The 12,989-nt window shown below is 68.9% G+C and carries 12 protein-coding genes; 8 read left to right on the forward strand and 4 right to left on the reverse strand.

Annotated elements, in window-relative coordinates; all coding sequences use genetic code 11:
* Nucleotides 1–19 precede the first annotated feature (19 nt).
* On the reverse strand, nt 20–493 hold the full coding sequence (gene nikR / locus QTH86_RS06305; RefSeq protein ID WP_286645524.1) for a nickel-responsive transcriptional regulator NikR: 474 nt from the start codon (nt 491–493) through the stop codon (nt 20–22).
* Nucleotides 494–757: 264 nt separating this feature from the next.
* On the opposite strand from nikR, the gene QTH86_RS06310 reads away from it, so the two are divergent.
* From QTH86_RS06310 to QTH86_RS06340, 7 genes are all read left to right on the forward strand, one after another.
* Nucleotides 758–1,264 (forward strand): hypothetical protein, encoded by a 507-nt coding sequence (locus QTH86_RS06310; RefSeq protein ID WP_286645523.1) that lies wholly within the window; start codon nt 758–760, stop codon nt 1,262–1,264.
* Between the two features lie 42 nt (nt 1,265–1,306).
* A complete protein-coding gene (locus QTH86_RS06315; protein ID WP_286645522.1) occupies nt 1,307–3,412 on the forward strand; it encodes a PHP domain-containing protein in 2,106 nt (701 codons plus the stop codon).
* Nucleotides 3,413–3,547: 135 nt separating this feature from the next.
* Nucleotides 3,548–6,103 (forward strand): fused MFS/spermidine synthase, encoded by a 2,556-nt coding sequence (locus tag QTH86_RS06320; protein WP_286645521.1) that lies wholly within the window; start codon nt 3,548–3,550, stop codon nt 6,101–6,103.
* Between the two features lie 49 nt (nt 6,104–6,152).
* Nucleotides 6,153–6,971 carry a peptidylprolyl isomerase gene (locus tag QTH86_RS06325; RefSeq protein ID WP_286645520.1) on the forward strand — a complete coding sequence of 273 codons (819 nt, stop codon included), beginning with the start codon at nt 6,153–6,155 and terminating at the stop codon, nt 6,969–6,971.
* Nucleotides 6,968–7,930 carry a HupE/UreJ family protein gene (locus tag QTH86_RS06330; protein ID WP_286645519.1) on the forward strand — a complete coding sequence of 321 codons (963 nt, stop codon included), beginning with the start codon at nt 6,968–6,970 and terminating at the stop codon, nt 7,928–7,930. The genes QTH86_RS06325 and QTH86_RS06330 overlap by 4 nt, the downstream gene beginning before the upstream one ends.
* Nucleotides 7,931–7,938: 8 nt before the next feature.
* Nucleotides 7,939–8,580 (forward strand): TIGR02466 family protein, encoded by a 642-nt coding sequence (locus QTH86_RS06335; RefSeq protein ID WP_286645518.1) that lies wholly within the window; start codon nt 7,939–7,941, stop codon nt 8,578–8,580.
* A 34-nt stretch (nt 8,581–8,614) separates the two neighbouring features.
* Nucleotides 8,615–9,073: a copper chaperone PCu(A)C gene (locus QTH86_RS06340; RefSeq protein WP_286645517.1), complete on the forward strand. Its 459-nt coding sequence runs from the start codon at nt 8,615–8,617 to the stop codon at nt 9,071–9,073.
* A 31-nt stretch (nt 9,074–9,104) separates the two neighbouring features.
* On the opposite strand, the gene QTH86_RS06345 is transcribed toward QTH86_RS06340, so the two are convergent.
* Nucleotides 9,105–9,527: an acyl-CoA thioesterase gene (locus tag QTH86_RS06345; RefSeq protein ID WP_286645516.1), complete on the reverse strand. Its 423-nt coding sequence runs from the start codon at nt 9,525–9,527 to the stop codon at nt 9,105–9,107.
* 174 nt (nt 9,528–9,701) lie between these two features.
* Here QTH86_RS06345 and QTH86_RS06350 point away from each other — a divergent pair, with 174 nt between their 5' ends.
* Nucleotides 9,702–11,402: an electron transfer flavoprotein-ubiquinone oxidoreductase gene (locus QTH86_RS06350; protein ID WP_286645515.1), complete on the forward strand. Its 1,701-nt coding sequence runs from the start codon at nt 9,702–9,704 to the stop codon at nt 11,400–11,402.
* A 19-nt stretch (nt 11,403–11,421) separates the two neighbouring features.
* On the opposite strand, the gene cysE is transcribed toward QTH86_RS06350, so the two are convergent.
* Together cysE and QTH86_RS06360 are read right to left on the reverse strand one after the other, a co-directional pair.
* Nucleotides 11,422–12,198, reverse strand: a complete 777-nt coding sequence (gene cysE / locus QTH86_RS06355; RefSeq protein WP_286645514.1) for a serine O-acetyltransferase — start codon at nt 12,196–12,198, stop codon at nt 11,422–11,424.
* A 35-nt stretch (nt 12,199–12,233) separates the two neighbouring features.
* Nucleotides 12,234–12,983 carry an RNA methyltransferase gene (locus tag QTH86_RS06360; RefSeq protein ID WP_286645513.1) on the reverse strand — a complete coding sequence of 250 codons (750 nt, stop codon included), beginning with the start codon at nt 12,981–12,983 and terminating at the stop codon, nt 12,234–12,236.
* Between the last annotated feature and the right edge of the window lie 6 nt (nt 12,984–12,989).

Consider the following 12,989-nt stretch of genomic DNA (forward strand, 5'->3'; position numbering starts at 1 on the left):
CTCTTGCAGACGTACGGGATCAATTCAGTGGTTTGAGGTGCGTGTGCGTGCCGGCCGCACCGTGCGCATGCGGCCTGGATCGGGCCAGCGGCACGCGGTGGATGTTGCCGTGCCGAACACCGCGCAAGGCGAGCAGCAGCTCCGCACAGGTCTGCACAGCGGCGATGGGCCCGCGCAGCACGACGGCTTCCATGCAGTGGTCGTGGTCCAGGTGCGTTCGCAGGCTCGTGACGACGAGGTCATGGTGTGCGTGCTGCAGTTCCAGCAGGCGCGAGATGACGGTGTGTTCGTGCCGGTCGTAGACATAGCTCACGGTCGCGACGCACCAGACCGCCTTTCCCGCCGCCGCGTCATGTTCGAGCGTCTCGCGGCCGACGCCCGAACGAATGAGGTCGCGCACGGCCTCCGAGCGATTGACGTAGCCCTTGCCGGCGATGAGTGCGTCGAACTGCTGCGCCAGTTCGTCGTCCAGAGAAATGGTGAATCGCTGCATGGTCGCGTGAGGAAGGGACAGAGGGCAGGCCGGAGCGGCCGGGCGAAGAATGCCACACACCGCCTGGCGCAGCGCACAGCGCACGCGTCCGATGCGCGATCGATCGCTGGCGAAGAAAGTTCCAAGAAAAAGTTCCGAGGCGTTGCAAATTCATGGCGTTGTAACAGTCGAAAAATAGGATGAACTTCTCGGATCCGCGCCGCTCGCGCCCCGAAAAGAAATCGCCCTTCAAACAACACGCCATCAAGAGAAAAGGCATTCGCCATGCGCCCAGGTCACCGCTTTCGATTCTTGCTCGCCAGCAGCATGCTGGCCTTGTTGGCCGCATGTGGCGGCGGTGGAGACGACAACGTCGCCACCACGCCCCCGCCGACCGGTGCGTCTCCGAACGACGCCGCCCGGCAGGCGGCCTTCGCCACCGACTTCGGCGCCGGCCTCGCGTCCCTCAACAGCTACGGCGGCCTGACCAACACGGCCTTCCTGGACAACTACGACGACGCCTTTCTCGATGCAGGCTACTCGAAGGCACAGGTGCGCGACGCCCTGACGCAGGAAGCCGCCGCGCTGCTGCTCTTCTCGACGCAGCTGTCGTCCTTCCCCGCCGTCAAGCTGTCGGCCGTCACGATCAATGGCTGCGACGCCGCCAACGTGTGCACGCTGACCGCCACGCTGACCAACACGGACGTCGACACGACCTCGGTCACCTTCACCTCGCGCCTGTCGTTCACCGGCGGCAAGTTCCGCCTGCTCGGCGACCAGAAGCAGACCTGAGCCCGACCGCCCCCTCACACGAACGAACGCGGACATTTTTTCATGAAGACTCCTTTCCCTTTGCGCGACACGGCACTGGCGCTGGTCGCCCTGGCCAGCATCACCGCCCTTCCCTTCAGCGCAGCCCGGGCCGCCGACCGTGCGGACACCAAGGCCAGCGGCACCTACGTCGCCGGCGACTTCCACAACCACACGACCTGCTCGGACGGCGCGCTGTCGGTGAAGAAGCTGGTGGACAAGTCGGTCAAGACTTTCGGCCTCGACTGGTTCGTCCAGGCCGACCACGGCGGCAGCAGCGCCCGCAACTGCACGCTGGCCGAAGACCCGTTCGAGCCGGTAGCGCCCGCACTCGGTCTGACCACGAGCACGACCGGTCCGTACCCGCCGAACACCTACCCGAGCGGCGGTCAGCCGGTCGGCACGGGCAAGGGCCCGAACCAGACCTGGGAAGCGACGCTGCCCAATGGCCGCGCCGACGTCAAGGGTGACGGCACCGACACGCCCAAGAAGATGTGGCGCTGGCAGGAAATCAAGGAATACCAATACCCGGTGATCGAGGCCGAGAGCCGCGCCCGCAACAAGCCGATCTGGATCGGCGTGGAGCAGAACGCGCCCGGCCACGAGCACGTCTCGACCAACGTGCTGCCGGGTCAGCTGCCCTGGCCGTCGACCGCCGCCGGCGGCAATGCCGCCCTGCAGGCGCAGTACGAGTACTGCTTCGACCGCAGCGACAGCGACACCAGCCGCGGCGCGGAGAACCAGTGGGATTGCACCGTGAGCGGCAGCAACAACAACAACCTGCTCGACACCACGGCACGCAAGATCACCGGCACCAACAGCAGCACCACGCCCAACCTCGGTCACCTCAAGACCGTGGAAGGCATCAAGTGGATGAACGAGAAGGCGCCCACCGCCAGCTACTTCGTCCCGGCCCACCTGGAGCGTGCGGGCGCCTACAACCCGACCGGCAACAACGGCTTCAACATCGAGCACCTGCGCAACTTCAACAACGCGGCACCGAAGATCGCCTTCGGCTTCGAGTCGATGCCCGGCCACCAGGCCGAAGGCAACCGCGGCAGCTACGGCACCGGTGCCGTCGGCGGCGGCACCTACGGCGGCTCGGGCGTCTACGCGGCGACCGTCGGCGGCGTGTGGGACGCGTTGCTGGGCGAAGGCCGCAACTGGTTCTTCTTCGCCAGCTCCGACTACCACAACCGCGGCAGCTTCGGCGCCGACCAGCGCGAGACGACCTCCGACTTCTTCCCCGGCGAGTACACCCGCGACTACGTGATGGTCCGCAAGGGCAGCGACAACCTCACGGCGGGCGGCATCATCGACGGCCTGCGCAGCGGCAACAGCTTCGTCGCCAACGGCCAGCTGATCGATCGCCTGTCGTTCACGGTCTGCGCCGCCAACCCCGGCCTGCCGCGCAACGCGGGCAACGCCCTGTACGAGAAGGCCGGCCAGAACGCCACGGCGGCCAACGGCGACGTGCGCATCAACGGCTGCGCAACCATGGGCGAGAAGCTGGTGGTGCGCCCGGGCACGGACCTGGTGGTGACGGTGGTGCTGCGCGACCCGCAAGGCACCAACAACGCGCCGTATTCGTTCCCGAACCCCTCGCTCAAGCAGGTCAACATCACGCAGCCGCTCAATGCGCCGGTGCTCGACCACGTGGACGTGATCAACGGGATGGTGACGGGCATGGTCGACCCGGCCGACACGGCGAACTACGCCGGCGCGCTGGGCTCGAAGGCCGCCACCAACAAGACGGCGAAGGTCGCCAAGGTGTTCAACAGCACGAACTGGACGGCCCAGGCCGACGGCACGCGCATGATGAGCTACATCGTTCCGGCCGCCAAGGCATCGCAGTACTTCCGTCTGCGCGGCACCAACCTGCCGGCCGCGACACCCTTCGAGACCGATGCCGACGGCAACCCGCTGCTCGACTTCGTCTCGAACCCGTCGGACGGCACGCTCCCGGGCAAGATCCCCTGCAGCGACGCGGCCTGCCCGGCGCACATGCGCACGCTCAATGGCACGAAGTATTCGAGCTATGACGTCGCCGGCTGGTCGGATCTCTGGTTCTATGCCAACCCGGTGTTCGTGGAAGTCGTGAACACCGTCAAGGTCGCCGGCATCAAGTAAGCGACACGGGCCCGTCCCGCATCGGCACGGCAGACACAAGGTGTCTGCCGTGCCTTTTTGTCCGAAGAAGCACGCAGCGTCATGCTCAGCGTCCCCCCTGAAATTCCCGCCGCGCCGCGCGGGGACGGCGCGCGCATGGAACTCCCCATTGCTCATCTCTTGATGGTGCTGTCCGGTGCGGCCGCGCTCGCCTGGCAGATGGTCTGGACCGCTGAATTCGGTGCCGCGATGGGCCACGAGATCGTGGCCGTGCTGGCCGTGCTGGCCGCCTTCTTCGGCGGCCTCGCCATGGGCGCACAGATGCTGGGCCGGACGCTGGCACGCAGCCGCTGGCCCGGGCGCTGGTACGCCGGCTGCGAGCTGCTGTTGCTGGCGTGGGGCCTGGCCCTCACCGTGACCATGCCTTCGCTGATCGACGCCACGGCGCGGCTGATCGGCCCCGAACCGTCGGTGCTGCGGCACTGGACGGTCGCCTTTCTCTTTCCGTTCCTCCTGCTGCTGCCCGCCAGCGCGGCGATGGGCGCCACCTTGCCCGCGCTCGAGCGCCAGCTGAGCACCGCGCGCAGCCGCCTCGGCGGGCTCTATGCGGCCAACACCTTCGGTGCGGTGCTCGGCCTGCTGCTGGCGGTGTTCGTCCTCATGCCCCATGTCGGCCTGCTGCGCACCGCCCTCTTCTGCGCCGCGGCGAATGCGCTGTGCGCGGTGCTGGCCTGGTGGCTGTGGCGCAATGCACCGGTGACACCGATCACGGTGGCCGACCGGCCGATGCCATCGACAGCCGGCCGCCGCGTGCCCGCCCTGCTGGTGGCCACCGGCGTGCTCGGCATCGGCTACGAGGTGCTCGCGGTGCGCGTGCTCAGCCAGGTGACCGAGAGCACCGTCTACAGCTACGCACTGCTGCTCGCCATGTACCTGCTCGGCACGGCCGCGGGTGCAGCGATCTACCAGCGACTGGCGCATCGTGCCGGCGATCCGCGCCAGCTACGCGACCGGCTGCTGCTCGCGCTGGCGACCACGGTGCTGCTGTCGGGCCTGGCCCTCGGCGGGGCCGATGCGCTGTGCGCCTGGCCCGCACGCTGGATGGGCCCCGGCGCGGCCGGTGCGCTCGCCGGTGAAGCGCTGGCGGCCGCGGCGGCCATGGGGGCGCCGACGCTGGTGATGGGCGCGCTGTTCACGCACCTGTGCATCGAAGCGCAGTCCGGCGGGCTGCCGCTCGGACGCGCGCTGGCGCTCAACACCGCGGGCGCGGCCCTCGCCCCGGCGCTGGTGGGCGTGTGGCTGATCCCCGCACTGGGTGCGCCGGCCGGTCTGGCCCTGATGGTCGCGGGCTACCTGCTGCTGCAATCGCCCGTGCGTTGGCGGCGTCCGCAGACCGTGGCGATCGCCGCGATGGCCGGCGCGACGCTGCTGTGGGGCGCGAGCCTGCGTTTCGTCGACGTGCCCGACGGCGGCCGGGTGCTGAGCTACGACGACGGCGTGATGGCGGCCGTGAGCGTGGTGGCCGACGCCGATGGCGTGGCGCGCCTGCGCATCAACAACCGCGCGCAGGAAGGCAGCAGCGCCAGCGGCCTGGTCGAGTGGCGCCTGGCCCAACTGCCGCTGCTGCTGCACACGACGCCGCCCCGGCAGGCGCTCTTCCTGGGGCTGGGCACCGGCTTCACCGCGGCCGCCGCGGCGCAGGAACCGGGCTTGCAGGTGCACGCGGTGGAGCTGCTGCCCGAGGTGATCGCGGCGGCCGCGCTGTTCGCGAAGTCGCCGGCCGCCCCCGTGCCGCTGCAGCCGCTGCACACCGTGTCGGCCGACGCGCGGCGCTTCGTGCAGGCGTCCGACGCGCACTACGACGTGATCGTGGCCGACCTGTTCCATCCCGCGCGCAGCGGCGCCGGTGCGCTCTACACGGTGGAGCAGTTCGCCGCGGTGCGCGCGCGCCTGGCACCCGGTGGCGTCTTCTGCCAGTGGCTGGCACTGCACCAGATGGACCTCGACACCCTGCGCAGCATCGTCGCGGCCTTCCTGGCCGTGTACCCGGACGCGATCGCGGTGATGGCCAGCAACAGCCTCGACACGCCGGTGCTGGGGCTGATCGCACGGCCGGACGATCCGGCCATCGACCTCGCAGCCGTGCGTACCCGGCTCGCGCAATCTGCCGGCCCGTCGCAACAGGCCGCTGCACGGCTCGAAGACGAGTTCGCCGTGGTCGGCAGCGTGCTCGCCGGGCCGACAACACTCGCGCGCTTCGCCCGAGGCGCCACCGCCAACACCGACGACCGCCCGGTGGTCGTCCACCAGGCCCCCTGGGCCACCTATGCCCCGCCCTCGACCCCGCGCGAGCGGCTGATGCAGCTGCTGGGCGAACTGCAACCGCACGCCACGGAGCTGCTGCGCCAGCCGCGCGATGCCGAGGCCGATCGCATGCAGGCCTACTGGGCCGCGCGCCGGCTCTACCTCGCGTTCGGTGCCACCGTGCGCCCCGTCGCCGACCCGGGCGAGATGCTGCGGCGCGTGCAGAAGCCGCTGATGGGCCTGCTGCGCCAGAGCCCCGAATTCCGCCCTGCCTGCGAGCCCCTGGTCGCGATGGCCAACGCCCTGCGCGGCAGCGACCCGGCCCGCGCAGAGGCCGTCACCGCCGCGCTCGACGGCATCGGCGCGCGGTGCGCCCACGCCGCACGCACCACCGCGCCGGCGTCCTGAACGCACGCCACCTTCCCACCCCTTTTCCCTTCCGACCGATCGCCCACCCATGGACCTTTCCAACGCCCTGAAACGCGCAGCCCGCGAGCCGCTGCTTCACTTCCTGTTCCTCGGCCTGCTGCTGTTCGGCGTCGACCATGTGCTCAACGCCCGCCGCGAAGACCCGCAGACCATCGTCGTGGGTGCCGACGTGCAGAAGGAAGTGCGCGAGATCTTCGTGGCCGGCATGCAGCGCGAGCCGTCGCCCGGCGACATGCAGAAGCTGATCGACCGCTGGGTCGACAACGAGGTGCTCTACCGCGAAGGCCTGTCGCTCGGCCTGGACCGCGGCGACAGCACCATCCGCGAGCGCGTGATCTTCAAGGCCATGAGCATCGCGCGCAGCGGCATCACCCTGCCGACCATCGACGAGCCGACGTTGCGGGCGTGGTTCGAGGCGCGTCGCGACCGCTACGACACGCCGGCCCGCTACGACTTCATGGAAGCGGTGGTGATCGGCGACAGCACGCCCGAGGCGCTGGAGACCTTCGCCGCCGCCCTGAACGGCACCGCGAAGAGCGACACGCAGAGCGACCTGCGCGTCTTCAAGGACCGCCCGCACACGAACCTGGTCGAAAGCTACGGCAGCGATTTCGCCGACAAGCTGGCCCAGCTCAAGGTCGGCGAGTGGCAGGCCGTGCCGAGCAGCGCCGGCCTGCGCGTGGTCCGCGTCGAGGCGATCAAGCCCGGCGCGACCGCGAAGTTCGAGGACATGAAGGACTCGGTCCACCAGGACTGGAAGGACGACACGATGGCGCAGCGCACGTCGGACGCGGTGCACGAGATGAGCAAGAAGTACGCGATCCGCACTGAGGGTGCGAAGCCATGACGACCGTCTGGCGATTTGTGCTGCGCACCCTGTTCGTGCTGGCCATCGGCTGGCACGCGGCCGGCGCCGGCGCGCACGAGATGAGCATCGCCGAGATGACGATGCGTGAGGTCGGCGCGGGCCAGTTCGTCTGGTCCTGGGGCGCGCCGGGCAAGAGCCGGCCGGTCGCCGAGGAACTCACGCCGACCTGGCCCGAGGGCTGCGTGGGCGACGCGCAAACCGTACAGTGCCCCGGGCCGATGACGGGCACCCTGTCGATCGACGGCGTGGGCAAGGCCTACTCGGCGGCGCTCGTTCGCATCCACTGGCGTGACGGCCAGCAGAGCGTCCACACGCTCAGCGGCTCGCAACCGAGCGTGCAGCTCTTCGGCGGTGCGCGCGACGAGCGCGGCGGGCTGGAGCTCGCCAAGGTGTACGGCCTCCTCGGCGTCGAGCACATCTTGAGCGGCATCGACCACCTGCTGTTCGTCATCGGCCTGCTGTTCCTGGTCGGGCTGAACAAGCGGCTCATCGGCACGATCTCGGCGTTCACCTTGGCGCACAGCTTCACGCTGGCCGCCAGCGCGCTGGGCTGGCTGACGCTGCGCTCGCCACCGGTGGAGGCGACCATCGCGCTGTCGATCGTGCTGGTCGCGGCCGAAGCACTCAACGACCGGCAGACCTGGAGCCGCCGCTGGCCCGCGCTGGTGGCCTTCCTGTTCGGGCTGATCCACGGGCTGGGCTTCGCCGGCGCGCTCAAGGACATCGGCCTGCCGCAGCAGAACATCCCGCTCGCGCTGCTGAGCTTCAACCTCGGCGTGGAAGCCGGGCAGCTGATGGTGGTTGCGCTGGCGTGGGGCCTCACGGTGCTGCTGCGGCGCCATGCCTTCGCGCTCGCGGTGAAGCGGCCGGCGCTCTACGGCATCGGTGCGCTGGCGAGCTTCTGGACCATTTCGCGCATCGTCGCGATCGCCGGCTGATCGCACGCATGGCATCCGCTCCACCCCGCGCGCAGGTCTTCGAGCTCTTCCCGACGCCGGTGATGCGCGTCGAGGGCTGCATCGACACCACGCTGGTCGCCGGACTGCATGCGCAGCTCGGCGGCGACCTCTCGGAAGCGAACCATCGCTCCGAAGCGCTGTCGCACAGCCGCCTGCTGTCGCCGCAGGACGCACCGCTGCTGCGCGAGGTGGCGCAGCGCCTCGATGCACCGCTGCGCGAATTCGGCACGCTGCTCTTCGGCGAGGCGCTGCACTGGCGCATCAAGGAGATGTGGCTCAACGTGATGCAGTCCGGCGGCCAGCAGGCGGTGCACAACCACGCCAACAGCTTCGTCTCGGGCGTGCTCTACCTGAGCGCCTGCGAGCCGGCGAGCAACACCGCCTTCATCCGCAGCCTCGGCGGGCGCGACTACGTGTTCAGCAATGCCAACCCGCGCAGCACCACCGGCCCCTTCAACGCCGAACGATGGATCGGCCCGACGCCCGCCGCGGGCGACCTGCTGCTGTTCCCGAGCTACCTGCTGCACGAGGTGCCGATGAACCGCGGCGCCACGCGCAGCACCCTCGCCTTCAACGCCATGCCGGACCGGCTCGACGCGTGGGGCTATTCGATGTCCTTCTCGCACTGAGCTTCCGAACGCCACTTCTCTCACCCCCGACACCATGACAACGACCCAACGCTCCCCCCGCATCGCGTCCGCCCTGCGGCGCGCCCTTCTGCTGACGCTGGCGCTCTCGCCGATCGCTGCCGCGACGCACGAGTACTACGGCGCGGATTTCACGCTGATCCATCCGTGGGCCGACCCGACGCCCGAAGGGCAGCTGGCCTCTGCACCGATCTACTTCACGATGGAAAGCGTGCGCGGCAAGGACCGCCTGGTGCGCGCCAGCACGCCCTACGCCGAGACGGTGGAATTCCGCAGCAGCGACGCGCCATCCGCCAAGCGGCTCAAGGCCATCGACATCGCCCCCGCCGACAAGCTCGACTTCGGCAAGGACAAGCCGCACATGGTGCTGCGCAACCTGAAGGCGCCGCTGCAATGGGGCCGCAGCTACGAGATGACGATGTTCTTCGAGAAGTCCGGCCCGCTGCAGGTCATGGTGTCGGTCGGCGCGCACTGAGCGCCGATGTCGCACGGCCAGTGCTGAACGCTCAGGCGCTGACCAGCGTACGCAGCCACTCGGGCAGCGCCATCGCCTTCTGCCTGGGGAAATCGACCCAGATGGTGGTCGCACCGCCGGCCGCGCAGATCACCTCGGGCGCGTCGGCGCGTGCCATGGTGGCCCAGGTCTCGAAGGTGGTGCGTGCAGGGTCGCTGGCGTACATCTTCAGCAGCACGTCGCCCGGGTACTCGAGCTGGCGGTAGAAGTTGCAGAAGGCATTGACGATGACCATGCCCTCGCCGCTCGGGTCGGGTTCGAAGCCGATCGAGCGCACCCAGTCGATCCGCGCCGTCTCCATGTAACGGAAATAGCTGCCGTTGTTGAGGTGGCCCATCGCATCCATGTCGCCCCAGCGGATGGCGATGGACATCTCGTAGACCAGCTTCTTCTTCTCGGGGATTTCGATCTTCATGGGGCAAGGATGGCTTGGCGGACCCGCGGGGGCCAGTCGCGAAGGCGACCGCCTGCCCCTTGCACTGGCGACCCTGGACGACAGGGGCCGCCGAATGACGCCGCATAAAATGTTTCATTGTTCGGCAGCATTTCACGTGCCGATGCGTCCAAAAACCATTATCGAACAGACCTCATGACCCACGACGAAATCCTCGCCCAGTTCGGCCCGCGCGAATCCATGGAGTACGACGTCGTCGTCGTCGGTGGCGGGCCGGCCGGGTTGTCGACCGCGATCCGCCTCAAGCAGCTCGCGGCACAGAACGACAAGGAGATTTCGGTGGTGGTGCTCGAGAAGGGCTCGGAGCCCGGCGCGCACATCCTGTCGGGCGCCATCATGGACCCGCGCGCGCTGTCGGAACTCATCCCCGACTGGAAGGCCAAGGGCGCGCCGCTGAACCAGCCGGTCACGGCCGACACCTTCCTGATGCTCAGCGAGACCGGCGCGACCCGCACGCCCAACTTCCTGCTGCCGCACAACTTCCACAACGAAGGCAACTACATCGTCAGCCTCGGCAACGTGGTGAAGTGGCTGGCGCAACAGGCCGAGGAACTCGGCGTGGAGATCTTCCCCGGCTTCCCGGCCGCCGAAGTGCTCTACACCGACGACGGGAAGGTGCGCGGCGTGGCCACCGGCAACCTCGGCATCGGCAAGGACGGCGAGCCGACCGAGAACTTCCAGCTCGGCATGGAGCTGCTGGGCAAGTACACGGTGTTCGCCGAAGGCGCGCGCGGCCACCTGGGCCGCCAATTGATCGCGAAGTACAAGCTCGACGACGGCAAGGACCCGCAGAGCTACGGCATCGGCATCAAGGAGCTGTGGGAGATCGACCCGGCCCGCCACGAGCCGGGCCTGGCCATCCACACGGCCGGCTGGCCGCTGCCCTCGGACACCTACGGCGGCTCCTTCGTCTACCACGCGGAGAATAACCAGCTCATCATCGGCTACGTGGTCGGGCTCGACTACCAGAACCCGCACATGAGCCCCTTCGAGGAGTTCCAGCGCTTCAAGACGCACCCGAACATCCGCTGGTACCTCGAAGGCCAGGACAAGGGCCTGAAGCCGGCCAAGCGCCTGAGCTACGGCGCGCGCGCCATCACGGCCGGCGGCCTGCTGTCGCTGCCCAAGACGGTGTTCCCGGGCGGCGCGCTGGTCGGCTGCGAAGCCGGCTACCTGAACGCGAGCCGCATCAAGGGCAGCCACGCCGCGATCAAGACCGGCATGCTGGCGGCCGAAGCCGCCTTCGAGGCCGTGGCCGCGGGCCGCCAGCACGACGAGCTCGCCGCCTACCCTGAGGCCTTCGAGAAGAGCTGGCTGCACACCGAGCTGAACAAGGCGCGCAACTTCAAGCAGTGGTTCAAGAAGGGCCTGACGGTGGGCACCGTGATGACCGGCATCGAGCAGTTCGTGCTGCGCGGCCACATCCCCTGGACCATCCACCGCACAGAGCCGGACCATGCGCGGCTGAAGCCCGCGAGCGCGTGCAAGAAGATCGCCTACCCCCGGCCCGACGGCAAGCTCACCTTCGACCGGCTCTCCAGCGTGTTCATCAGCAACACCAACCACGAAGAGAACCAGCCGGCGCACCTGACGCTGAAGGACGCGACGGTGCCCACGCGCATCAACCTGCCCGAGTACGCCGGCCCCGAGGCGCGCTACTGCCCGGCCGGCGTGTACGAGTTCGTGCCCGACGAGGCGAACGCCGGCAAGGAGCGGCTGCAGATCAACGCGCAGAACTGCGTGCACTGCAAGACCTGCGACATCAAGGACCCGACGCAAAACATCGTGTGGGTCACCCCCGAGGGCGGCGGCGGGCCGAACTACGTCGGCATGTGAGCCGCCGCAGCGGGTCGGCTCACTTGCCGACCAGCTGCGTCAGCTTCTCCGCCTCGAAGCATTCCTCGCGCGCCGCGTCGCAAGGCATGCAGTCGCCCTTGTCGGGCGTGCTCGACGAGAGCTTCTCGATCGCTTCCCAGATCAGCGCGATCTGGTGCTCCTGCCCCTTGGCGCTGTCGATCAGGCCGCGCATCGCCTGCGACAGCGGATCGTCGTCCAGCGTGATGCCGTAGGCCGAGAACTTGCGATCACTGCCGGTCACGTCGGCACTGGCACCGGTTTTCGACGGAATGATGCGCGCCGGGATGCCGACCGCGGTCGCGCCGGCCGGCACCGGCTTGATGACCACCGCGTTGCTGCCGATCTTGGCGCCGTCGCCCACCACGAAGCCGCCCAGCACCTTGGCGCCGGCGCTCACGACCACGTCGCGGCCCAGTGTCGGATGGCGCTTGGTGCCCTTGTAGAGCGAGGTGCCGCCCAGGGTCACGCCCTGGTAGATGGTGCAGCCGTCGCCGATCTCGGCGGTCTCGCCGACGACAACGCCCATCGCGTGGTCGAAGAAGACGCGCTCACCGACTTTGGCGCCGGGATGGATCTCGATCCCGGTGACCCAGCGCGAGAACTGCGAGACGAAGCGGCCGACCCACTTGAGCCCGTGCGTCCAGCACCAGTGCGCCGCGCGGTGCAGCACCACGGCATGGAAGCCGGGATACAGGGTGATCACTTCCCAGCTTGTCCGGGCCGCAGGGTCGCGGTCGAGGATGCACTGGATGTCGGAACGCAGGCGCGAAAGCATGGTTGTTGTCGGTATAAGGACAGCGGGCGCGCAGTCTAAGCCCCGCCGTCGGGGCGCGCCGACGGCGGGGTCTTCACGTCGGCCATGGCCTTGGCGATGCCGCGCAGGATGTGGATCTCTTCGGGCGTCGGCTGCGCGCGGTTGAGGAGTTGCTGCAACCGCGGCATCAGCTTCTTGGGCGCCTCCGGGTCGAGAAAGCCGATCTGCACCAGCGAGCGTTCCCAGTGCGCCAGCATGCCGGCCACGGCCTTGGCGTCGGCCGCCTGCTTGGGCGCCACAGACTCGGTCACCGGGAAGCCGCCCAGCGCCAGCCGCCATTCGTAGGCGATCAGTTGGATCGCGGCCCCGAGGTTGAGCGAGCCGAAGTTCGGATCGGCCGGGATGCTCAGCGCCACGTTGCAGCGGTAGACGTCCTCGTTGCGCATGCCGAAGCGCTCGGAGCCGAAGAGGAAGCCGACGTGCTGCGGCGGGTCGCTTTGGGCCAGCGGCTCGAGGTGCTCGCGCGGCGTGCGCGTCGGCGGGCCGAAGTCGCGCGGGATCATGGCGGTGGCGCACAGATGCGTGACGCCGTCGAGCGCCTCGTCGAGCGTGTCGACGATGCGGGCGTTGGCCAGCACGTCGAGGGCGCCGCTGGCACGCTGGATGGTCTCTTCGCGCCGCAGCACGTTGGCCCAGCGCGGGGCGACCAGCACGAGGTCGCCGAAGCCCATGGTCTTCATGGCGCGGGCGGCGGCGCCGACGTTGCCGGCGTGGCTGGTCTGGATCAGGATGAAGCGGGTGCGCATGGGCGC

This window comes from Variovorax sp. J2L1-78, from assembly GCF_030317205.1.
Lineage (GTDB): Bacteria > Pseudomonadota > Gammaproteobacteria > Burkholderiales > Burkholderiaceae_C > Variovorax > Variovorax arabinosiphilus.

Coding starts and splice junctions, on each gene's coding strand:
- QTH86_RS06315 (WP_286645522.1), top strand. CDS start 1,307: ATGAAGACTCCTTTCCCTTTGCGCGACACGGCACTGGCGCTGGTCGCC.
- QTH86_RS06310 (WP_286645523.1), top strand. CDS start 758: ATGCGCCCAGGTCACCGCTTTCGATTCTTGCTCGCCAGCAGCATGCTG.
- QTH86_RS06360 (WP_286645513.1), bottom strand. CDS start 12,983: ATGCGCACCCGCTTCATCCTGATCCAGACCAGCCACGCCGGCAACGTC.
- QTH86_RS06345 (WP_286645516.1), bottom strand. CDS start 9,527: ATGAAGATCGAAATCCCCGAGAAGAAGAAGCTGGTCTACGAGATGTCC.
- QTH86_RS06335 (WP_286645518.1), top strand. CDS start 7,939: ATGGCATCCGCTCCACCCCGCGCGCAGGTCTTCGAGCTCTTCCCGACG.
- QTH86_RS06325 (WP_286645520.1), top strand. CDS start 6,153: ATGGACCTTTCCAACGCCCTGAAACGCGCAGCCCGCGAGCCGCTGCTT.
- cysE (WP_286645514.1), bottom strand. CDS start 12,198: ATGCTTTCGCGCCTGCGTTCCGACATCCAGTGCATCCTCGACCGCGAC.
- QTH86_RS06350 (WP_286645515.1), top strand. CDS start 9,702: ATGACCCACGACGAAATCCTCGCCCAGTTCGGCCCGCGCGAATCCATG.
- QTH86_RS06330 (WP_286645519.1), top strand. CDS start 6,968: ATGACGACCGTCTGGCGATTTGTGCTGCGCACCCTGTTCGTGCTGGCC.
- QTH86_RS06340 (WP_286645517.1), top strand. CDS start 8,615: ATGACAACGACCCAACGCTCCCCCCGCATCGCGTCCGCCCTGCGGCGC.
- nikR (WP_286645524.1), bottom strand. CDS start 493: ATGCAGCGATTCACCATTTCTCTGGACGACGAACTGGCGCAGCAGTTC.
- QTH86_RS06320 (WP_286645521.1), top strand. CDS start 3,548: ATGGAACTCCCCATTGCTCATCTCTTGATGGTGCTGTCCGGTGCGGCC.